This window comes from Hominisplanchenecus sp. (assembly GCF_046967715.1).
GTDB classification, from domain to species: domain Bacteria; phylum Bacillota; class Clostridia; order Lachnospirales; family Lachnospiraceae; genus Hominisplanchenecus; species Hominisplanchenecus faecis.
The window spans coordinates 1-22,826 of sequence record NZ_JBKVNQ010000027.1 but is presented as its reverse complement, the minus strand read 5'-3'; the positions used below and the strand labels follow the sequence as shown (position 1 = coordinate 22,826).

The following is a 22,826-nucleotide window of genomic DNA, read 5'->3' as shown; positions in this document are numbered from 1 at the left end:
GAAAGTGAGGAAATTGATATGGCACTTGACGGAACCGTCATCTCCTGCATGGCATGGGAACTGAACCATGCTCTTGCGGGCGGAAAAATCAACAAAATCGCACAGCCAGAAAAAGATGAGCTGATGCTTACTATAAAAAATAGCCGTAAACAATACCGTCTCCTTGTTTCTGCCAGTGCGAGCCTTCCGCTGGTCTATCTGACAGATCAGAACAAGACCGGTCCTATGACTGCCCCGAATTTCTGTATGCTGCTGCGTAAGCATATCGGAAGCGGACGCATCCTCAGGATCTGGCAGCCTGGCATGGAACGTATCTTAAATATGGAGATTGAGCATTTAAATGAACTGGGTGATATCTGCCGCAAGCTTCTGATCATCGAGCTGATGGGCAAGCACAGCAATATTATTTTCTGCCAGGAGGACGGCATGATCCTGGACTCCATCAAACATGTCTCCGCACAGGTCAGCTCCGTGCGTGAAGTCCTTCCGGGGCGGATGTATTTTATCCCGGAAACGCAACATAAGTACGATCCACAGACGATCACAGAAGAAGAATTTTTCAGCAGTGTCTGCCAGAAGCCGATGCCGCTCTCAAAGGCGATCTATACAACTCTGACCGGTATCAGTCCGCTGATTGCCGAAGAACTCTGCCACCGCAGCAACCTGGAGTCGGATCAGAGTGCAAATTCTTTTCAGGAGATCGAGCAGATCCACCTTTTCCATACCCTGAAACGGATGATGGAGGATCTTGAAACCCATGCTTTTATGCCGAATATTGTCTATGACGGAAAAGTTCCGCTGGAATATGCAGCCTTTTTGCTTACCCAGTATCAGGACATGCACACGGAAACTTATGATACGATGTCAGAAGTCCTGGAAAGGTATTATGCGGAAAAGAATACGATCACACGCATCCGCCAGAAATCTTCCGATCTTCGCCGTATCGTCCAAACGGCACTTGATCGCAGCCGTAAAAAATACGATCTTCAGAAAAAACAGTTAAAGGACACGGAAAAACGCGATAAATTCCGCATTTACGGAGAACTTTTAAACACGTATGGATATGAAGCAGTACCTGGAAGCAGGGAACTTTCCGCAGTGAACTATTACACCGGTGAAACGGTAAAAATACCGCTCGATCCGACACTGACTGCACAGGAAAATGCCAAAAAATATTTCGACCGTTACGGAAAACTGAAACGTACCTACGAGGCACTGGAACATCTGATTAAAGAGACAAAAGAAGAGATCCAGCATCTGGAATCCATTTCCACAGCTCTTGATATTGCCCTGAATGAAGAAGATCTGGTACAGGTCAAAGAAGAACTGACACAGTACGGCTACATCCGCCGGAAATACACCGGAAAGCGTGTGAAGATCACATCAAAACCGTTCCACTATCTTTCTTCGGATGGTTATGATATCTATGTCGGAAAAAATAATTATCAGAACGAAGAACTGACCTTTAAATTTGCCACCGGAAATGACTGGTGGTTCCATGCAAAAGGTGCCCCGGGATCGCATGTCATTGTGAAAGCAGGTCAGGGGCTGCCGCCGGACCGTACCTTTGAAGAAGCCGCAAGGCTGGCTGCCTGGTATTCCAGCCACCGCGGTGCAGACAAGGTGGAGGTTGACTATGTTGAGAAAAAACAGGTGAAAAAAGTAAACGGCGGAAAACCGGGGTTTGTGATCTATCACACCAATTATTCCATGGTGATCGATTCTGATATCAGCGGTATCCGACAGGTAAAAGAAAAATAACGCAAAAAAAGAAGCACTGCTGCATAACTACTATGCCTCGGTGCTTCTTTTTCCAAAAAACAGTAACGGAATACTGATCAGAAACGGCAGATAATACGTTGCCATGCGATACAGGATCATTGCTGCACCGCAGACGGACTTTTCTGTCATAGAGCCAAACAGCATCAGAAAGACCAGTTCCGTCGAACCTGTGCCGCCGGAACTTGGGATCACTCCGATCAGCAGCTGCATGACGGATGAAAAAGCCAGACATTCTAGAACAGAAAGTGGCAGCCTTTCTCCGGTAACTGCAAAGATGGCAACCGCAGGAAGTGCATACAGACAGGTCATTTTTACTGCATTTCGAAAAATCAGTCCTATCCACTGCTGTTTATCTTTGATTACCACACTCCCGACTCTGGAAAAATCTTCCATCTGTGCAATTCCGGCTTTTGCCTTTTCTTTGATTTTTTCTTTTTTGATATGATCGCTGCAGCGAAGCAGCCACGGTGCAAACTTCTGATTGATGCAGAACATGGTCAGAAAGAGCAGTATAGCAAAGCTGACCCCGAATCCTGTCAGCAGATAATTTTTCTCCAATCCCGAAACCTGAAAAAGAACCGTATGAAAAAAACAAAGCATCACTGCTGCATAGAGTACAATCGTCAGCTTATGTGATACATACTCCATCGTCAGGATTCCAAATGATTTCCCTGGTTTGATCTGGCTTTCCTGATACAGATCATAGATCTGGGCCGGTTTCGTCCCCGCCGCAAAGGTCGTAACATTAAAAAACACCACCATATATGCCAGGCGGATGGCCTGCCAAAAGGTACATTTTTCAAGGTTTTTCACAATCATATAATGAAGTACCCAGCCATCCAGCAGTACATAAAGATTGCCGAAGATCACAAGGATCAACAGAGCTTTTTTGTCTGCCTGGAAAAGCTGGGTTTTGATTTCACCTAAGGAATCATGAAAAATCAGGTATAAAACCAGTATCAGAAACAACGTTGCCAGAATGGCTGTTATAAAATGTTTCTTTTTATTTTTCATATCCAAAATCTATGCTGTAAAAACAGCTGTGCAAATGTTTTATTTTGCTACGATGTTTACAATCTTCTTCGGAACATAGATCTCTTTGATAATGTTTCCGGAAAGTTTGTCACCGAGAACTTCTTTTGCTTTTGCGATCGCATCTTCTTTGCTGATGTCAACCGGAATGGAGATGACTGCTTTTGTCTTTCCATTTACCTGCACCGGAATTTCGACTTCGTCATCTTTCATTGCTTCTTCATCATGAGCCGGCCATTCGTGGTGGAATACAGAATCCGTATGACCCAGTTCCTCCCAGAGCTCTTCTCCCATATGCGGTGCAAATGGTGCCAGAAGCAGAACGGCTGCTTCCAGAGTCTCTTTGTCCATGCCGCCTTCTTTCTTGGCGATCGCGATCAGGTTGTTGTTGCACTCCATGAAACCGGAAATAACCGTATTCAGGCTGAAGCCCTCCAGACGGGTTGTGATCATGTGGATCATCTTATGGCGTGCTTTGATCATTTCTTTGCTTGCTTTGATATTTTTATCTTTGTTGTCCATAACCAGGTTCCAGAAACGGGACAGGAAACGGTATACACCTTCGATACCGCGGTCATCCCACTCTGCATCCAGTTCCGGCGGACCTACAAACAGTTCGTACATTCTCAGAGAATCACAGCCATAATCGCGTACCAGATCATCCGGAGAAATGACATTTCCTTTGGACTTGCTCATCTTGATACCGTTCTTACCGGTGATCATACCCTGGTTGAACAGTTTGTGGAACGGTTCGTCAAAATCGATCACTCCGATATCGTACAGGAACTTGGTATAGAAACGAGAGTACAGAAGATGCAGTACAGCATGCTCTACACCGCCGATGTACATATCTACCGGAAGGTACTTGTCTGCTTTTTCTTTGGATACCAGTTCATTATCGTTATGTGGATCTACATAACGCAGGAAATACCAGGAAGAACCTGCCCACTGCGGCATGGTGTTTGTCTCACGTTTTGCGGCGGCACCACATTTCGGGCATTTGCAGTTTACCCAGTCTTCGATCGCTGCCAGCGGTGATTCGCCGGTACCGGTCGGTTCGTAGGATTCTACATCCGGCAGACGCAGCGGAAGCTCTTCTTCCGGAACCGGAACGTTTCCGCATTTCGGGCAGTGTACGATCGGGATCGGTTCACCCCAGTAACGCTGACGGGAGAATACCCAGTCACGCAGTTTGTAGTTTACGGTCTTGCGTCCGATACCCATCTTCTCGATGATATGCGGAGCTTCTTTTTTCAGGACTGCGGATTCCATACCGTTCCAGTCGCCGGAATTGATCATGGTTCCGGAAGCTTCGGTATAAGCTTCTGTCATGTTTTCAATTGCTTTGCCGTCTTTTGCGATAACCTGGATGATCGGGATATCAAATTTTTTAGCGAACTCAAAGTCACGGTCATCATGAGCCGGTACACACATGATCGCACCGGTACCGTAATCTGCCAGTACATAGTCGGACAGCCAGATCGGAACCTTTGCTCCGTTCAGCGGATTAGTCGCATAGCTTCCGGTAAATACACCGGTCTTTTCCTTATCCTGCATACGGTCCACGTTGGATTTCATGGATGCTGCATAGATATAAGCATCAACGGCTTCTTTCTGATCCGGTGTTGCAAGACCTGCTGCCAGTTTGTGCTCCGGAGCCAGTACCATGAAAGTTGCACCGTGAAGGGTATCCGGTCTTGTCGTATAGACTGTGATCTTTTCATCTTTTCCTTCTACCGGAAAATCTACTTCTGCACCGTAAGATTTGCCGATCCATTCAGTCTGCATTTTCTTTACTTTTTCCGGCCATTCCAGCTTGTCCAGGTCATTTAACAGACGGTCTGCATACTTTGTGATACGCAGCATCCACTGACGTAAGTTTTTCTTGGTGACCGGTGTGCCGCATCGCTCGCAGCAGCCGTTTACCACTTCTTCGTTTGCCAGACCTGTCTTACAGGAAGGACACCAGTTGATCGGAAACTCCTTTTCGTATGCAAGCCCTTCTTTGAACATTTTTACAAAGATCCACTGTGTCCATTTGTAGAAGTCCGGATCCGTGGTATTAACTTCACGATCCCAGTCATAAATAGCTGCGATCTCGTTGATCTGACGTTTGATGTTGGAAATGTTCTTTGCGGTGGAGATGGCCGGATGCTGACCGGTCTTGATTGCATAGTTCTCTGCCGGAAGACCGAATGCATCCCATCCCATCGGATGGATCAGGTAATATCCCTGCATCATTTTGTAGCGGCTCCATACATCGGAGATCACATAACCTCTCCAGTGACCTACGTGAAGACCATTTCCTGACGGATATGGAAACATATCCAGACAATAATATTTCGGCTTTTTGCCATCATCGACATTTACCGGATTTTCTTCCCATTTCTGACGCCATTTTTTTTCAATGGCTTTATGGTTATAAGGCACTGCCATTTTCTTTTCCTCCTGAAAGTTAAATTCTTATAAATAATTAAAACTATCTGTTATTTTACCCCAATATATTCGCTTTTGTCAATAGATGGCAAAAAAGTGAATTGACGCAAAAATCAGAATGAACTATAGTAATATCAGGGACAAAACGAAGCATTTGCTGCCCGGGATTGTCCGAAGTATGATAAAGGAGTTGTTTCTATTATGAGTCCACAAATCAGAAGATCTGTTTTTTTCTGGAAAAATCTGGTCGCTGCTTTTCTCTGTACCCTTGGCATTTTTTCCATGGCGATCGTCTTTACCCTGCATTTTCGCCCTCTTTATTATTTTGACATCGATCATCTTGATATTCCTGCCACGAGTGGTTATTCAGAGGAAGTGATCCGCAGAAATTACGATGAGCTGATCGACTATAATTCCATTTCTGGTCCATCCAGGCTTACATTTTCAGACTTTATGATGTCAGAAGAAGGTGAGATTCATTTTGAAGAGGTGAAACGTATTTTCCTGAATATCGAATACGCTTCCTTCGTCCTGGTCCCGCTTACGCTTCTGCTGACCGCATGGCAGATCCGAAAGAAAAATGCTCCCTTCTTTGCCGTTTTATCCGCATTTCCGACGTTCCTTGTGTTGATCGTCGGCTCGCTTGTCGCTTTGAACTGGGATTTTTGTTTTGTACTGTTCCATAAGATCCTGTTCCGCAACGATTACTGGATCTTTGACCCGGCGTGCGATCCGGTCATCACGATCCTGCCGGACGCTTACTTTCTTCACGCCGCCGCTTTGATCCTGCTGTGCGTTCTTGCAGCAAGTCTTTTCTCTTTGCTGCTCTTCCGTCTGCTTCGCAGAAAGATCAGCAATAGTGCGAAATGATCATCTGAAGGCTCTTTCTTCCACGGTATTCATTGACAGATGGATAATAGATGAAAGAAAGGGTCACTGCATTTTCCTGCCCCTGGAAACATTTTTCTGTTTCGGATTCTCCGTATTTCTGCATAATATAAGTCAGAATCTGTTCGATGTCACCAAAATACAGGGCATCCATGACGGTGCCATGCTGACTTCGCACCTGCATTTTCAGCGTGTTTCTGTTCTTTCCTAAAATCCGCATACTTAAAATATTTAGATTTTTTTCGGCAAACAAAGGCTTTTCATTTCCTTTTCCAAATGGTTCCAAAACAGAGAGTTCCTCGATCAGATGTTCGGTGACATAGCCGATCGGCATCGGTACATCGATCGTGATCTTCGGGATAAAATCTTCTTCTGTCAGTGTGGTATGCTCATTTAAAAAAGTACGGAATTTTTCCACATTTTCTTTTGGAAGCGACAGTCCGGCTGCCATCGGATGTCCGCCGTATTTTGTGTAAAGCTCTTTGCATTTTGACATTTCTTCAAACATGGAATAGGCCTCGATCGAACGTCCAGAGCCTTTGACACCGTCGATGCTGTCCGTTAGAACGAACACCGGTTTGTTGTAGCGTTCCCGGATACGCCCGGCGATGATCCCGGCCAGGCTTTCATGGCAGTCCGGAAGATAGACAACCAGGACTTTATCCTGGCTTCTGCCCTCTTTTTCAATCCACTCTATGGCTTCTTCTGCCCCCGTCTGTGTCATATCTTTTCGCTCGTCATTAAGTGCTTTCAGTTCAGCAGCCATCACATCTGCCTTTGCCCTGTCTTTCTGAAGCAGCAGGTTCAGAGAGCGTTTTGCAGTGTCCAGTCTTCCGCCAGCGTTGATGCACGGTCCCAGTACAAACCCGATATGGTAGGATTTGATCTCTTTTTCTTCCAGTCCGCAGGCACGGATCAGGGATGCCATCCCGACATTCTGTGTATGGTTCAGCCGCTTTAAACCTTCTTTGACCAGGATCCGATTTTCCCCGATCAGATCCATGACATCCCCGACGGTTGCAAAACCGGCAAACTCCAGAAATTCTTCCGTTTCTTCTTTTGGGATACCATAAGCTTCATAAAGACAGCAGATCACTTTATAGGCAACGGCTGCACCGCATAAGTGCTTGAACGGATAAGGGCAGTCTGCCTGCCTTGGATTGACTACGGCATCCGCAGGCGGTATTTCTTCCTGTACTTCGTGATGGTCGGTGATCAGAATGGTCATGCCAAGACTTTTGGCCAGTTTTGTCTGTTCCACAGCTGCAATTCCATTGTCACAGGTCAGAATGGTATCGACTCCTTCTTCATATGCATAGCGGATCAGGTGTTCGTTGATGCCATAGCCGTCTTTCATACGGTCCGGGATCTCCACATCTGCATTGGCATGACAGCGACGCAGTCCTCTCAGCAGAATAAAGGAGGCATTCACGCCATCAATATCATAATCGCCGATGATACGGATTTTTTTCTGTTCTTTTATTTTAGACATCAGAATCTCTACCAGTTTATCTGCATCTTTCAGCAGATGCGGATCATAAAAATCTTCTTTTGTTCCGTAAAGATACTGCCGGATTTCCGGTTCACCTACAATATCACGGTTTCGGATCAGCCTTGCAGTCACCTGGTCGATCCCGAATTTTTCTGCTATTGCCTGAAAATCTGCACGCTTTGCAGAGACAACCCATTTTTCCATAGTAAAAGTCCTTTCTGAAAAAAAGATGCCCTTTCGCCGAACAGAGGGAAAGAGCATCTTTTTTATTTTGAAGAAGCAGAAAACTTATTTGTTTTTGCTTTTGAATTTGGTTTTCAGTATATACCACAGCGGACCGGAAATGCATACAGAAGAGAATGCACCGGCAACGATACCAACAATCAGAGGTGCTGCAAATTCACGGATCGACGGAACACCGAGAATGAACAATGCTGCGATCGTGATGAACGTTGTCAGAGAAGTATAGATACTTCTTGTAAGAGTCTGTGTGATACTTCTGTTTACGATCTCTTTAAGTGCTTCGTCACTGTGTTTCTTTGAGTTACCCAGGTTCTCGCGGATACGGTCAAAGATAACAATAGATGCGTTGATAGAGTATCCGATGATCGTCAGCATGCAGGCAATAAATGTATTACCGACAGAGATTCTGGCGATCGCATAGAATGCCAGCACGATCAGTACGTCGTGGAGCAGAGCCAGAACGGCACTTGCACCGAAACGGATATCTTTGAAACGCAGCCAGATGTAGATCAGCATGCAGATAGCTGCAATGATAACCGCAACGATTGCATCCTGACGCATTTCATTACTTACGGTAGAAGAAATGCTTTCTGCGGTGATTGTGGATTCATCCACACCAAATTTTTCATTCAGTTTCTGGCTAAGCTCGGTTCTCTCATCCAGAGACAGTTCTCTTGTCTTGATGATAACCTGATTGGAACCGCTTACCTTGGTAGCCTGGATATTTGCATCGCCGGTTACTTCCTGTACAACCGGTTTTACTTTTTCATCGATCTCTTCGATGGAGTAATCTTCGTTGAAGGTTACGTTTGTAGAAGTACCGCCCATAAACTCAAGGCTGTAGTTCAGTGCTTTTCCACTGCCCTGGCTGTGGATCAGCATGGCAACCGGACCGGAGATCATGCATACGATCGCGATTGCAAAGAATACCTTCTTATGTTTCAGGAAATCAATGGTGTTATGTTTTTTCGGGCATCCATAATATTTCACATCCTGGAATCCGAGAGCATAAAATGCCTTTGCCAGATATCTGGAGATAACCAGTGCGGAGAACATGGACAGGATGATACTCATTGCCAGTGTGTATGCGAAACCTTTTACAGAACCGGTTCCCATGATGCCCAGCACGATCGCTGCGATCAGGGTTGTGATATTTCCGTCCAGGATTGCAGACAGAGCTTTTTTGAAACCGATATCGATCGCACTTTTCACGGATTTACCGGCTGCGATTTCTTCACGGATACGTGCATAGATGATAACGTTTGCATCGACCGCCATACCGATACCAAGGATGATACCTGCGATACCCGGCAGAGTCAGTGTGATATCAAATGCATTTAAAGTAACCAGTGTCAGTACGGTGTACAGCAGCAGAGAGATCGCTGCAACAACACCTGGCAGCAGGTAAACAACCATCATAAAGATGCAGACAAGTGCCAGACCGATCGCTCCTGCTTTTAAGCTGGTGGAAATTGCGGCTTCCCCAAGCTGAGCACCTACAACGTTGGAACGCAGCTCCTGCAGTTCTAGGGACAGAGAACCGATACGGATGGAAGAAGCCAGATTTTCTGCTTCCTGTGCATCTGCCATACCGGTGATGACAGCAGAACCGTCTGTGATCGCACTCTTTACGGTCGGAGCACTGATGACATCTCCATCGTATACAATATAGATGGATTTGCCGATATTTTCTGAAGTTGCAGTTGCAAAGGCTGCGGCACCTGCACTGTCAAACTCCAGTTTTACAACGTTCTCATTGTTTTTCAGGTTATCCTGCTGAACGCCTGCTTCTGCGGATGCGACCTGGCTTCCGTCTACGACAACAGTGCCGTCTTCCAGCTGGAACTGAAGGGAACCTGGTTTGCCAAGTTCTTCAAGAATGGTATTTGCATCGGATACACCAGGGATTTCGATGTTGATACGGTTAGTACCTTCCTGGTAAACCTGTGCTTCTGTGCTGTAGCCGTCAACACGCTGCTGCAGCTTGTAAATCGTGTCTTTCATATCTTCGGCAGACGGATTTTCATCACCCACTACCTCATACGTGATACTTACACCGCCGGACAGGTCCAGACCAAGTGTGATGTTTTTGGCAGCTCCCGTTCCGGTAGGTCCGAAGCCGACAGCTGTGGTGTAGGTCAAAAGCCCAAGAAACAGGGCAATCGCAACGACTACACCAATCGCTTTGTTCTTTTTCATGTTTCTTAATTCTCCTTTTCCTCGGCAGCGAGTGCTGCCTTTATCATGATCGCGCATTCGATACGCTTCCGCTGCAATTCACATCCGATATCATATGCATCGTTGATGGATTTGTGGAAATTCCAGGAGTTCGCCGCACATCCGCCGCTGCAGTAGAATTTTGCAAAACAGTTTTTGCACTTTTCTTTTGCATAGACATTGCAGTTTTTAAACTCAGCCTGGATCTGTGGTGTTTTGATACCTTCCTCCACATTTCCCATCAGGAACTGTTCTTCCCCGACGAACTGATGACACGGATAAAAATCACCCCACGGTGTGACAGCGAGGTATTCTGTTCCGGAGCCGCATCCGGAGAGGCGTTTGTAAACGCATGGACCTCCCGTCAGGTCTATCATAAAATGGAAGAAATTGAATCCCCTTCCTTCCTTATGACGCTTGATCATTTCCTTTGCCAGTCTGTCATATTCTTCGCAGATTGCCGGAATATCTTCTTCCCGCAGTGCGTACTCCTCTTCCGGCTGAGCAACAACCGGCTCCACGGAGATCTGTTTGAAGCCTAGATCTGCCAGATGCAGGACATCGGATGCAAAATCCAGGTTGTGTCTGGTAAAGGTCCCTCTTACATAATATTTATCCTGATGTCTGCTCTCCGCAAATTTTTCAAATTTCGGGAGAATCAGGTCATAGCTTCCTTTTCCTTTGCGGAACGGACGCATGTAGTCGTGTACTTCTTTTCTGCCGTCGATGCTGAGTACGACATTTGCCATCTCACGGTTACAGAACTCCATAACCTCATCGTTTAACAGAACGCCGTTTGTAGTCAGTGTAAAACGGAAATTTTTGTTATGGATCTTCTCCTGCTCTCTTCCGTATGCAACCAGGTCTTTTACTACCTGCCAGTTCATCAGCGGCTCCCCGCCAAAGAAATCCACTTCCAGATTTCTTCTGCTTCCGGAATTTGCGATCAGGAAATCCAGTGCTTTTTTGCCGACTTCGTAGCTCATCAGGGCACGACGGCCATGATACTCACCTTCTTCTGCAAAGCAGTAACGACAGGCGAGGTTACAGTCGTGAGCAATGTGCAGGCAGAGTGCCTTCACAACAGTCGGACGGTTTTTAAATGCGTCGATTGCATTTTCATAGATATCTTCGGTAAACAGTGCCCCGGCTTCTTCCAGTTCATGACATTCTTCCAGTGCTTCTTCGATCTCTGCCGGAGCATAGCTGTTCGCAAGTGCTTTTAAGATCTCTTCTTTTGATTCTTTTTTTTCGAGGTATGGCAGTACATCGTACACCACATCATCTACGATATGTACGGAACCGCTGTTTACATCCATAACGATGTTAAAGCCGTTGCTTTTATATTGATGGATCAACCCGTAATCCCCTTTCAGTTCTCCAGACGCTAAGAAACAGCGAGCAAGATGCCCGCTGCTTGCTTGTATGTCCTGTTATTATTTATTGCTTTCGCAGCTCTGATTTCCTACGGTGCAGGATGTCTTACATGCGGACTGGCAAGATGTCTGACATTCGCCGCATCCGCCTTTCTTTACTGTGTTCTGCAGACTTTTGGTATTTAATGTCTGAATATGTTTCATATTATCGCCTCCTTATCTTCGCTTACGCGGAAATTTAATTAGATTATAACATAATGTTCACAATAGTAAAAGCATTTTTTTTACAATAACACAACTTTTTCACAAATCCATGTTATAATAAGACACAATCATAGGATCGGCAACTGCGATCCGCATCCATTTTAATACAGTCGAAAGGAATAATTTAACTATGAAAAAGAAAGTTGCAACAGCTGCCATTGCAGCAATGACCATGACATTTCTGGCAGGGTGTTCTTCCAGGGGCACTTATGCCAAATACCTGACACTTGGCGAATACAAAGGTCTGAGCGTCACCAAAGTAAAAACGGAAGTAACCGATGACGTTGTGGAGGCTGAGATTGAAAGTGCCCTGGATGAAAATGCGGAGTATACGGATGTAGACCGTGCCGCAAAAGACGGCGATCAGGTAAACATTGACTTCGACGGAAGCATTGACGGAGAAGCATGGGATTCGGATACCGACTACGATCTGGTGATCGGTTCGGAGGATTTCCAGCCGGAGTTCGAAGAACATCTGATCGGTGCAAAAGCCGGCGATAGACTGGAATTTACGATCACGCTCTCGGATGATTACGATGATGATTACGCCGGAAAAGATGCAGATTTCAAAGTAACGGTCAATGCGGTGCAGGAGATCAACGTTCCGGAACTGAATGACGATTACTGCAAGAAGTACACCGACTATGATACCGTTGATGAATACCGTGCCGGTGTCAGAAAAGAGCTGGAAGAATATTATGATGAGACAAACACCGAGACGGCCCAGAATGATCTGCTCTCCCAGATCCTTGAAAACTCCAAAGTTTCCGGTTATCCGCAGGATCTCTACGATAAATGCAAAGAAGAATATGATGCCAACAACCAGATTCTTGCAGACATGTTTGGTACCGATGTCTCTGACATTGCAGGCTCCGAAGATGACGTCAAGAGTGCCGTAGAAGAAATGGTTTATACGGAAATGCTGACGACCGCGATCGCAGAAAAGGAAAATATCGCCGTTTCGGATGATGAATATACCGACTACGTCAACTCCGTCTATGAGGACAGCGGCTACACTTCCGCAGAAGAATATGAAGAAGATTACACCAAAGACGAGACACTAAATACCATCCTCTATAATAAAGTTATGGATTTTCTGATGCAGAATGCAACCGTTACCGAAGTTTCTGAGGACGAGTACTATGAAGAAGATACCGAGATGGATGAGGAAGCGTACGATACCGAAGAAATCACGGAAAATGAGACAGATGCCGAAGATTTGGAGATGACAGAGTAATGTCCCAAAAAAAGAAAAGTATGTTGTTATTTCTGGTAGTTGCCCTCCTTCTTGTCCTGTCGCTTGTTGCTGTCTTTTTTCTGAACAGCCACAACGAACAGGGCGAGATCGCCCGTATTTATCAGGACGGTAAGCTGATCCGCGAAGTGTCACTGACCGATGTTGCCAGTCCTTATGAATTTCAGGTGGAGGCTTCGGATGGCGGCTACAACCTGATCCGGGTAGAAAAAGGGGCAATCGGCATCAAAGATGCCGACTGCCCGGACAAAATCTGCCAGCAGAGAGGCATGGTGTCGGATACCGGATATCCGGTCACCTGCCTGCCCCACAAGCTGGTTATTCAAATTGAACGCCTTACTGCCGCCTCCGATGGTATCGATGCGGTCGTGCAGTAAGAATCCTACTCTTCTCCCGCTCTTGCAGCGATCTCCTTATCCATGATATCTTTCGGTGCCTGCTCATAGCGTGCAAACTCATATGCGAAATCGCCGCTTCCACCTGTCATGGAACGTAACGTTGTGCAGTAGCCGTAAAGCTCCATCATCGGGATGTCCGCTTCTACGATCTGATTGCCTTTATGATCTGGATTCATGCCAAGCACACGGCCACGGCGTTTGTTCAGATCACCCATCACGTCTCCGGTAAATTTATCCGGAACGGTGACTTTCAAAGATGCGATCGGCTCCAGCAGTACTGGTGATGCCTCAAGGAATCCTTTTTTAAATGCCTGAATGGATGCGGTCTTGAATGCCATTTCAGAGGAGTCAACCGGATGATAGGAGCCATCATAAAGAATGGCTTTTACACCGACAACCGGGTAACCTGCCAGAGGTCCCTTTAATACAGCTTCCTGGACACCTTTTTCTACAGCCGGGAAGTAGTTCTTCGGAACGGCTCCGCCGACCACTTCCTGTTCGAATGCATAAGGTGTTTCCAGATCTCCCAGCGGCTCAAAACGCATCTTGACGTGACCATACTGTCCATGTCCGCCGGACTGCTTTTTGTATTTAGCTTCCACATCGGCACTCTTGCGGATCGTCTCACGGAATGCAACCTTTGGTCTTTCCAGTTCAATCTCGATCTTGTACTTCGTGAGCAATTCGCTCTGAATCATCTCAAGATGCTGGTCGCCCATACCATAGAGCAGTGTCTGACGGTTCTCAGAATCATTGACCACTTTCATTGTCAGATCTTCGTGGGAAATCTTCTGAAGTGCCTGAGCTACTTTATCCTCGTCCCCTTTGTTTTTTGCACGGTAGCGTTTGTAAGTATATGGAATGGAAACTTCGATCTTGCCGTAACGGATCGGTGTTGCCTTAGTAGAAAGGGTATCGCCGGTACGTGCCTTGTCGAGTTTGGCGATCGCCCCGATGTCTCCGGCATGAAGCTCTGGAATCTCGATCGGTTTGCTTCCTTCAAATACATACAGCTTATTCAGCTTCTGTTCTGCATCTTTGTCAATATTGAAAATGACATCATCACTCTTGATAACGCCGGATTTCACTTTGATCATAGAATATTTTCCGATGAACGGATCGACGATCGTCTTAAATACCTGTGCGGATTTTGCTTTTGCAAAATCATAATTTGCTTCAAAAATCTCGTTTGTCTTTGTATTGATGCCGGCTACACTGCGTTTGTCCGGACTTGGGAAATACTGAACAATGTCATCTAAAAGATTTGCCACGCCGCGGAGCTGAACCGGTGAGCCCATCGCTACCGGAACGATATCGCCGCTGGAAACGTTCTGTGTCAGTGCCATCATGATCTCATGCACGGAGAACTCTTCTCCTGCAAAATAGCGATCCATAAACTCTTCGCTTGTCTCTGCAACTGCTTCCAGCAGAGTTTCTCTATATTTTTCAAGATATTCATCCAGATATTCAGGAATCGGACATTCTTCTTTCTGGCCTTTTTCCAGCCATTTTCTTCCTGCTTTCTTTACTACGTTGACATATCCTGTAAATTTCTCATTCTCACGGATCGGGAAGTGGATCGGTGCGATCTTCTTTCCGAACTGTTCCGTCAGATCTTCGGTGATCTTTCGGAAACTTGCATTGTCAAAATCCATATTTGTGATAAAAATCATGCGTGGGAGACTGTATTTCTCACACAGAGCCCATGCCTTCAAAGTACCAACTTCTACGCCGTTCTTTCCGTTTACAACGATCACGGCTGCATCTGCTGCCGCTGCTGCTTCTTCTGCTTCTCCTACAAAATCAAAATAACCAGGTGCATCCAGAATGTTCACCTTTACATCGCCCCAGGCGATCGGTACTAAAGAAGTGCTGATCGAGAATTTTCTCTTGATCTCTTCTTTGTCAAAGTCACTGATAGTATTACCGTCCGTCACATTTCCCAGTCTGCTTGTGATACCGCCAAGATACGCCATGGCTTCAACCAGACTGGTTTTGCCCGAGCCTCCATGCCCAAGGAGCACGACATTTCGAATTCTGTCTGTTGTGTAAACTTTCATGCTATTATCCTCCAATACAATTTATTCTTGATCTGCTCAAGTGCTTATGGGTATATTCTACTAAAAGATTTGAAGTTTTTCAAGCTTTTTATTCAAAATATACAAGTTTTTTACAAGTTTATCGAAATATGGTATATGAATCTGCTATTTTTCTTTTGAATTGTTCTTTTTATACAAACAATATAGACAATGCAAGATATCAAGCTGAAATTTTTTGTCATTACCACACAATAATTTCTGCATTTTCACTTTAACGTGGAAAAGTGTTGACATTCTATTTTGGCAATAGTAAAATAAAAGCCAGCAAAAATGAAGAAAGACTGCCGATTTTTCGGCATGCGATGAGGATGAAGAAATGGAAACAACCTTTACTGCCGGGTTTATTGGCCTTGGCCTGATCGGCGGCTCCATTGCCCGGGCTTTGAAAAAATATTATCCGGATGTGCAGATACTGGCACACACGAGAAGCCGCCATACAACCGAATACGCACTGGAACATGGCATCATTGATGAGATCTGTGATACAGTCGATGAACGATACTGCAAGTGCGATTACATTTTTTTATGTGCACCTGTGGAATGCAATGCTTCTTATCTGGGACTGCTGAAGCCGTATCTGAAAAAAGGATGTATTCTTACGGATGTCGGAAGCACAAAGACCAACATCCATAAAAAGGTAGAAGAACTGGGTCTGGAAGAATATTTCATCGGCGGACATCCTATGGCAGGTTCTGAGAAGACCGGAATCGAAAATGCCAAGGCTCTTCTTCTGGAAAATGCTTACTATGTTCTGACACCGGCTGCCAAAGTAACCGGTGAAATGGTCGAGCGATACCGTGACCTGGTGGCATCTTTAAAAGCGATCCCTCTGATCCTTACCTATGAAAAGCATGATTATGTTACGGCTGCGATCAGCCATCTTCCGCATATCATTGCTTCGTCCCTGGTCAATCTGGTCAAAGACTGCGATTACGAGGACGGAACGATGAAGAAAGTGGCGGCAGGCGGCTTTAAGGATATCACAAGAATCGCATCTTCTTCTCCGGAGATGTGGGAACAGATCTGTTCTGCCAACAGTGAAAATATTCTTTCCGTGTTAGATGAATATATCAACAGCCTGATCGAGATCAAATTTTCACTTGCGGAACATAATACACACTGTATCCATGATTTGTTTGAGACATCCAGGGATTATCGCAACTCGATCTCTGATTCCGGAAGCGGTCCAATCCCGAAAGCCTACTCGATCTACTGTGACATGGTGGATGAGGCCGGCGGGATTGCCGCACTTGCTACAATCCTTGCCACAAACGGTATCAGTATCAAAAACATCGGTATCGTACATAACCGTGAATTTGAAGAAGCAGTGCTCCACGTAGAATTTTATGAAGAAATGGCAAAAATAAAGGCAGCAGAGCTGCTTCGCAAATATCGTTATACTATATATGAAAGATAAAACAGGAGGCTTTGATGGAATTTCATAAAACAGAAAAACCGCTTCGCGGTGAAATTACCATTCCCGGTGATAAATCGATCTCACACCGCAGCGTTATGTTCGGTGCGATCAGTCAGGGAAGAACAGAAATCACAAATTTTCTTCAGGGACAGGACTGTCTGTCAACTATTTCCTGTTTCCGAAAAATGGGGATTGAAATTGAAAATACTTCAGAACGAATTCTGGTTCACGGACGCGGGCTGCATGGCCTTACTGCTCCGACGGAAATCCTGGATGTCGGAAACAGCGGTACCACAACAAGGCTGATCTCAGGTATTCTCGCCGGACAGGATTTCACATCCGAACTGACCGGAGATGCATCGATCCAGAAACGTCCGATGGGACGCATCATCAGACCGTTATCCATGATGGATGCCACGATTGAAAGTATCAAAGGAAACGGATGTGCACCGCTTCGCATCAGCGGACACGCTTTAAAGGGGATCCATTACCAGTCACCGGTCGCATCTGCCCAGGTAAAATCCAGCATTCTGCTGGCAGGACTTTATGCTGACGGCAAAACTTCTGTGACCGAGCCGGCATTATCCAGAAACCATACGGAGATCATGCTTCGTTCTTTCGGAGCTACGGTCACTTCTGAGGGGACTACCGCATCGATTCTGCCGGATCCGGATCTTCATGGACAGAAAATAGAAGTGCCTGGCGATATCTCTTCTGCTGCGTATTTTATCGTGGCTGCACTGATTGTTCCGGGATCGGAAATCCTGATCAAAAACTGCGGCATCAACGAGACAAGAGATGGCATCTTACGTGTCTGCCGTGCAATGGGAGCGGATATCACCGTCCTGAATGCACATACATCTGGTGGTGAGGCAGTTGCAGACCTTCTGGTACGCTACACGCCGGATCTGAAAGGCTGTGTGATCGAAGGAGATATCATTCCGACGCTGATCGATGAAATACCGGTCATTGCTGTTTTAGCTGCATTTGCAGATGGAACAACTACGATCCGAAATGCTGAAGAATTAAAAGTAAAAGAATCCAACCGCCTGGATATCATGGTGCATCATTTAAGTGAAATGGGATGTGATATCACAGGAACCGAAGATGGCATGATCATAAATGGAGGCAAAACGCTTCAAGGAGCCGTTCTTGACAGTTTTCTGGATCACCGCATCGCCATGTCCTTTGCGATTGCTTCTCTGGCATGCGAAAGCACTCTGACGATCCGGCGTGCCGACTGTGTCAACATCAGCTATCCTGCTTTTTATCAGGATCTTGAACGTCTTTGCCGATAAAAGTAAGAATCTTCTGATGCAGAACTGCATTTTCTTTTTTCAAGGAAACAGGTTTTGCTTCTTTATTTAAGAAGCAATGCCTGCTTTTTCCGGTTGTACATAATTTCCCATCTTTCTGATGATAAATTTCATAGCAAAATTCCAGAACGATCCCATTATACTTTGCAGCTGTCACTTTGATATCCACAAGATCATCAAAATGGACCATCTGACGATAAGTTGCTTCAACTCCAAGCACCGGAACGATGATGCCCTGTTTTTCCATTTCACGGTACGAAATCCCGCAGTGCCGCATCCAGTCGATCCGTGCTTCTTCAAACCAGCGGATATAGTTGGAATGATGTACGATGCCCATCTGGTCCGTTTCATAATACTGTACTCTGTGTGTATACATACAAAATCCACCCCTTATCAGATTAGCCCATAATGTTTCATGGCAAATGCAATGCCGTCCTCTTCTACCGTTTTCGTTACAAATTCCGCATACGGTTCCAGAACATTACTGTGTACGCCCATGGCAACGGCATGTTTTACATACTGAAACATCGGAAGATCGTTGCTGCTGTCCCCGAACACATAGGCGTTTTCCATTGGAATGTTCATGTGTTCCAGAATATAGGCGATGCCGCTGGCCTTTGAAAAGCCCTTTGGGACAACTTCGAAAAATCCGTTCTGGCGGTCGATCAGATCCATATCTTTTCCAAGATTTGCCTTGATCGCCGCAAGATTGGTCTTTTGATCATAATAAAACACAAATTTATCATAATCAAAACGATCCTGTTCTATGTAGGTTTCGATTCCAAGACCCATCGGTGCGAAATAACGCCTGGTGTGTTCGATCCCTTCAAATCTGGTTATCCGCTTTGAAAAATAGCAGTCGTCCGTTGCTTCGAGGATCGGTTCTGCATGATTCTCCTGAAGCACACGGATAATCTCTCTTCCTCTTTTATGCGGTATAATACGGGAGAACATCACTTCATCGCCAAGCATGATGTAGGTGCCGCATCCACACAGATATCCGGAAAACGGTGCACGTTTTAATTCCATCGGAACGCTGCAGTAGCATCTGCCGGTATTGATAAAGGTCAGATTTCCAAGTTCAATCGTTTTTTTTAGAGCATCGAGTGCACTGTACGGTATCTTTCCGGTCACATCACTTAAAAGCGTGCCGTCGATATCAAAAAATAATGCATTTCTCATGTTTCGTATCCTTCCTGAAATAAAGAATTGGTATGCTGTCTTTTCGGCAGCATTATACTATGCATCAAAAGATGCTGCAAAGTTTTTCTTATACTTTTGCATCAAAAAAAGCTGCCGGCTGACTTTTTGCTGTCAGCCAGACAGCGAACTTTTCATTCCCAGAATGCCGTTTCCTGCCTTTTGATTCCTGGCCAGGCCAGGTGGGTATCCGCAGCCGTATCCGTTGTCTTCCATTTACAAAAAACGGCATGACATTGTATAAAGCAATATAGGATTCCCTGTTATAACATTGCAGGTTCAAAATAACAGGAGTGTCGCACATCCCAGGTGGATTTCTCACTGACTTTATTATACTCCAGTATATCCGATTTTTCAACTGAAAATTCAAGCAATTTTAGTTTCACTGTTCCCGCATGATGATACTGATCACATAACGGTTGTTCGGAAGATCCATATGTGTGATATTATCCAGACGAATCAGATCAACATCTACCCACAGCTGTTCTGCTGCAATCATAATGTTTGCAAGCATGATGCCGAAATCAAATTCGTTGTATTTGCCAATCAGTCTGCGATGAGCGACAGTCTGTTTGGAAAAGACATGGACACGGTTTTCATAAACGACAAAACGCCATGGCTGACTGTTAAATGCAGATGGTGCCAGTCTGGCCACTTCCAGAAATTCTTTTACAAATCTTCTCGGAGGTTCTTTGACAGCACAGAGATCTTCCATGGATTCCCTTTTGGCATCTTCCTGATTCCGCACCATATCTACTTTCGGATATCCAATTGCCATCAGGATGACGCATCGCATGCCCTCTTTTGGCATTTCGCCTTTCAGATGTCCCATACCCTGGAAGCAGCTTCCAACACCTTTTGAAAACAGATAAAGCGAGATCTGCTGCATGATATAGCCGGCATTCATATCCGCTCTTTCTTTGTCCTCTGTATAGATCACAAGATAATAGGGAGCTGCTACATTGATAATACCGCCCAGCCTGGACTTTGCTTTTTTACTGCCCTGTGTATCGATCAGTTCGATGCTGGTCTCGATCCCCGGGAACAGCGGTTCCATTTCATGGTAAAACTGGATCATCCCTTCCAGAATACTTGTCTCTACTTTATCCTTGCGAAAATTTCTGATTGATTTGCGTGTGTACACTGCTTCGTATAGCGTCATTTTGTCTCTCCTGCACTTTCAGCATCTTGTTAATAACTTGTAACAATATTGTAACATAGTTATTTAAATTTTCAACTACTTTTTTTATATTTTCCTGTATACTGAAGTTATAAGGTGTTTGGTACAAAGCGTCTCATCCAGAAAGCAAGAATGACATTTTGACCTTTTGATCCTGGCATCATTATAATTATGTATTTGGATTTTTTACAGACAAGGGGGTTTTTGTATGAGCAAAAAGCGAATCATTACCATTTCAAGAAGTTTCGGAAGCGGTGGTCGCATGATCGGTGAGGAACTGGCCAGAAGACTGGAGTATCATTTCTATGACCGCAATCTGCTGGATCTTCTCTCAGAGAAGACCGGTATCAGTGAACAGGGGCTGGAAAGTGCGGACGAGAAACTGCCGCAGAAGATTCTGGATCACTATGTTCCGACCAGAGTAACGGACTATAATACCAGCCACTATCTGTTCCGCATGGAAAGTAAACTGATCGAGGAGCTTGCAGAAAAGGAATGCTGTGTTTTTATCGGAAGGCTTGCAGACTGGATTTTAAAAGACCGCGACGATGTGCTGAACGTATTTATTACGGCACCGGATGAAGACCGCATCCAGCGTATCATGGAAACAGAAGATGTTACGCAAACTCAGGCAGAGAAACTGATGGTGCAGATTGATAAAATGCGGAACAATTATTATTCTTATTTTACAGACCGCAAATGGCAGCATACGAAAGACCGTGACATCATCGTCAACAGTTCGCTTCTTGGCATTGAAGGAACGGTAGGTATGCTGGAGTATATTGTAAATGCATCAAATTGAGTTCGGATAAGAAAGGTTGTCAAATGTGCAAATGAAACTGCATTGCAAAATATAGTGCGTAAAATAATACAGCCATGATGAACTCGAAAACAAATCGCTCTGACGGTAGCAAGGCTTCCGTCGTGAGATTGTTTTCGAATCATCATGGCGTCCTATTTTTATAAAACTATTTTTATGGCGTTCCTTTGCACATTAAGAAAATCTCCGCCACATCTTTATTTTGCATCCTTCGGCACATCTTTGATGCTGAAGCTGATGCGTCCCATCTTGTCTTTTCCAAGGCATACAACTTTCACAACATCGCCCAGTGTCAGAACGTCTTCTACATGGTTGATACGCTCTTTTGCGATCTTGGAGATGTGTACCATACCTTCTTTTCCAGGAGCGAACTCAAGGAAAGCACCGAACTCTTTGATGCTGATGACTTTACCGGTGTAGATCTGTCCCTGCTCGTAATCGGTTACGATGATGTTGATCAAATCAACGGCTTTCTGCATCATGGCAGCGTCGGTTCCGCAAATGGAGACAGCACCTTCATCGGAAATATCAATCTTCACACCGGTCTCTTCGATGATCGCATTGATCGTTTTTCCTCTCTGTCCTACAACATCACCGATCTTTTCCGGATCGATCTTGATCTGGATGATCTTCGGTGCGTACTCGCCAACACTCTTACGCGGCTCTGCAATGGCTTTTGCCATGACTTCATCCATGATGTACATTCTTGCTTCGCGTGTTCTTGCGATAGCTTCTTCGATGATCGGTCTGGTAAGTCCGTGGATCTTGATATCCATCTGGATCGCTGTGATACCTTTCTTTGTACCTGCTACCTTGAAGTCCATGTCTCCAAAGAAATCTTCCAGTCCCTGGATGTCTGTCAGAACGATGTAATCATCATCGCTCTCACCGGTTACCAGACCACAGGAAATACCTGCGACTGCAGATTTGATCGGTACACCGGCTGCCATCAGGGACATGCTGGATGCACAGATACTTGCCTGTGAAGTAGAACCGTTGGATTCAAAAGTCTCGGATACGGTACGGATCGCATATGGGAATTCCTCTTCGCTTGGAAGAACCGGAACGAGTGCTCTCTCTGCCAGTGCTCCGTGACCGATTTCACGTCTTCCAGGTCCTCTGGAAGGCTTTGTCTCCCCTACGGAGTAGCTTGGGAAGTTATAATGATGCATATAACGTTTGGAAATAACGTTTTCATCCAGCCCATCCAGTCTCTGAGCTTCGGAAAGAGGAGCCAGTGTGCAGACGTTGCAGATCTGTGTCTGACCTCTGGTGAACATGGCAGAACCATGTACTCTGGGGATCAGGTCCACTTCTGCTGCCAGCGGACGGATCTGGGTGATAGCACGTCCATCCGGACGTTTGTGGTCTTTTAAGATCATCTTGCGGACAGTCTTCTTCTGATACTGAT

18 protein-coding genes and 1 other RNA gene are annotated in these 22,826 nt (G+C 45.4%); 7 read left to right on the top strand and 12 right to left on the bottom strand.

Translation table 11 applies throughout. From position 1 onward, the window contains the following. Positions 1-18: 18 nt before the first annotated feature. Positions 19-1,761: an NFACT family protein gene (locus ACLTL4_RS05640; RefSeq protein ID WP_412320316.1), complete on the top strand. Its 1,743-nt coding sequence runs from the start codon at positions 19-21 to the stop codon at positions 1,759-1,761. Between the two features lie 30 nt (positions 1,762-1,791). On the opposite strand, the gene ACLTL4_RS05635 is transcribed toward ACLTL4_RS05640, so the two are convergent. Beyond that, positions 1,792-2,796, bottom strand: a complete 1,005-nt coding sequence (locus tag ACLTL4_RS05635; RefSeq protein WP_248834673.1) for a lysylphosphatidylglycerol synthase transmembrane domain-containing protein — start codon at positions 2,794-2,796, stop codon at positions 1,792-1,794. Positions 2,797-2,835: 39 nt separating this feature from the next. Continuing rightward, complete coding sequence (gene leuS, locus ACLTL4_RS05630; protein ID WP_412320315.1) at positions 2,836-5,250, bottom strand: leucine--tRNA ligase; 2,415 nt, start codon at positions 5,248-5,250, stop codon at positions 2,836-2,838. A gap of 201 nt (positions 5,251-5,451) precedes the next feature. Here leuS and ACLTL4_RS05625 point away from each other — a divergent pair, with 201 nt between their 5' ends. After that, positions 5,452-6,120, top strand: a complete 669-nt coding sequence (locus tag ACLTL4_RS05625; protein ID WP_412320314.1) for a TIGR01906 family membrane protein — start codon at positions 5,452-5,454, stop codon at positions 6,118-6,120. Here the strand turns inward: ACLTL4_RS05625 and recJ are convergent. The 4 genes from recJ to scfA all read right to left on the bottom strand — a co-directional run bounded on the left by recJ (position 6,101) and on the right by scfA (position 11,670). Next, positions 6,101-7,834 carry a single-stranded-DNA-specific exonuclease RecJ gene (gene recJ, locus ACLTL4_RS05620; protein WP_173865823.1) on the bottom strand — a complete coding sequence of 578 codons (1,734 nt, stop codon included), beginning with the start codon at positions 7,832-7,834 and terminating at the stop codon, positions 6,101-6,103. The two genes, ACLTL4_RS05625 and recJ, sit on opposite strands and share 20 nt — an antisense overlap. Positions 7,835-7,918: 84 nt before the next feature. Then, entirely contained in the window at positions 7,919-10,072 is a 2,154-nt protein-coding gene (gene secD / locus ACLTL4_RS05615; protein ID WP_173865824.1) for a protein translocase subunit SecD, read from the bottom strand. Between the two features lie 5 nt (positions 10,073-10,077). Beyond that, positions 10,078-11,448, bottom strand: a complete 1,371-nt coding sequence (scfB, locus tag ACLTL4_RS05610) for a thioether cross-link-forming SCIFF peptide maturase (protein WP_147631521.1) — start codon at positions 11,446-11,448, stop codon at positions 10,078-10,080. Between the two features lie 78 nt (positions 11,449-11,526). Then, positions 11,527-11,670 (bottom strand): six-cysteine ranthipeptide SCIFF, encoded by a 144-nt coding sequence (scfA, locus tag ACLTL4_RS05605; RefSeq protein WP_022119374.1) that lies wholly within the window; start codon positions 11,668-11,670, stop codon positions 11,527-11,529. Positions 11,671-11,860: 190 nt separating this feature from the next. On the opposite strand from scfA, the gene tig reads away from it, so the two are divergent. Together tig and ACLTL4_RS05595 are read left to right on the top strand one after the other, a co-directional pair. Then, positions 11,861-12,967: a trigger factor gene (gene tig / locus ACLTL4_RS05600; protein ID WP_412320313.1), complete on the top strand. Its 1,107-nt coding sequence runs from the start codon at positions 11,861-11,863 to the stop codon at positions 12,965-12,967. Next, entirely contained in the window at positions 12,967-13,362 is a 396-nt protein-coding gene (locus tag ACLTL4_RS05595; RefSeq protein WP_173895329.1) for a NusG domain II-containing protein, read from the top strand. Before tig ends, ACLTL4_RS05595 begins: the two co-directional genes overlap by 1 nt. A gap of 5 nt (positions 13,363-13,367) precedes the next feature. Here the strand turns inward: ACLTL4_RS05595 and ACLTL4_RS05590 are convergent, their stop codons facing one another. After that, positions 13,368-15,443, bottom strand: coding sequence for an elongation factor G (locus ACLTL4_RS05590; RefSeq protein ID WP_022119372.1), 2,076 nt, complete (start codon positions 15,441-15,443; stop codon positions 13,368-13,370). Positions 15,444-15,798: 355 nt separating this feature from the next. Between ACLTL4_RS05590 and ACLTL4_RS05585 the strand changes: the two genes are divergently transcribed. Both ACLTL4_RS05585 and aroA read left to right on the top strand, forming a co-directional pair. Further along, the gene (locus tag ACLTL4_RS05585) at positions 15,799-16,899 is read left to right on the top strand and encodes a prephenate dehydrogenase/arogenate dehydrogenase family protein (protein WP_412320312.1); all 1,101 of its coding nucleotides are present in this window, start codon (positions 15,799-15,801) and stop codon (positions 16,897-16,899) included. A gap of 14 nt (positions 16,900-16,913) precedes the next feature. Beyond that, complete coding sequence (gene aroA / locus ACLTL4_RS05580; protein ID WP_173865827.1) at positions 16,914-18,197, top strand: 3-phosphoshikimate 1-carboxyvinyltransferase; 1,284 nt, start codon at positions 16,914-16,916, stop codon at positions 18,195-18,197. On the opposite strand, the gene ACLTL4_RS05575 is transcribed toward aroA, so the two are convergent. The 4 genes from ACLTL4_RS05575 to ACLTL4_RS05560 form a co-directional block, all read right to left on the bottom strand. Then, positions 18,151-18,591, bottom strand: a complete 441-nt coding sequence (locus tag ACLTL4_RS05575; protein ID WP_147631526.1) for an acyl-CoA thioesterase — start codon at positions 18,589-18,591, stop codon at positions 18,151-18,153. The genes aroA and ACLTL4_RS05575 overlap by 47 nt on opposite strands. 17 nt (positions 18,592-18,608) lie before the next feature. After that, complete coding sequence (locus ACLTL4_RS05570; RefSeq protein ID WP_412291033.1) at positions 18,609-19,397, bottom strand: HAD family hydrolase; 789 nt, start codon at positions 19,395-19,397, stop codon at positions 18,609-18,611. 151 nt (positions 19,398-19,548) lie between these two features. Then, positions 19,549-19,730, bottom strand: a non-coding RNA gene (gene ssrS, locus ACLTL4_RS05565) — 6S RNA. Positions 19,731-19,797: 67 nt separating this feature from the next. Further along, positions 19,798-20,577: a nitroreductase family protein gene (locus ACLTL4_RS05560; RefSeq protein WP_412320311.1), complete on the bottom strand. Its 780-nt coding sequence runs from the start codon at positions 20,575-20,577 to the stop codon at positions 19,798-19,800. 226 nt (positions 20,578-20,803) lie between these two features. Between ACLTL4_RS05560 and ACLTL4_RS05555 the strand changes: the two genes are divergently transcribed. Next, positions 20,804-21,397: an AAA family ATPase gene (locus ACLTL4_RS05555; RefSeq protein ID WP_022119366.1), complete on the top strand. Its 594-nt coding sequence runs from the start codon at positions 20,804-20,806 to the stop codon at positions 21,395-21,397. Between the two features lie 215 nt (positions 21,398-21,612). On the opposite strand, the gene ACLTL4_RS05550 is transcribed toward ACLTL4_RS05555, so the two are convergent. Then, the coding region (locus ACLTL4_RS05550; protein WP_412320310.1) for a polyribonucleotide nucleotidyltransferase at positions 21,613-22,826 on the bottom strand (1,214 nt) is incomplete at its 5' end.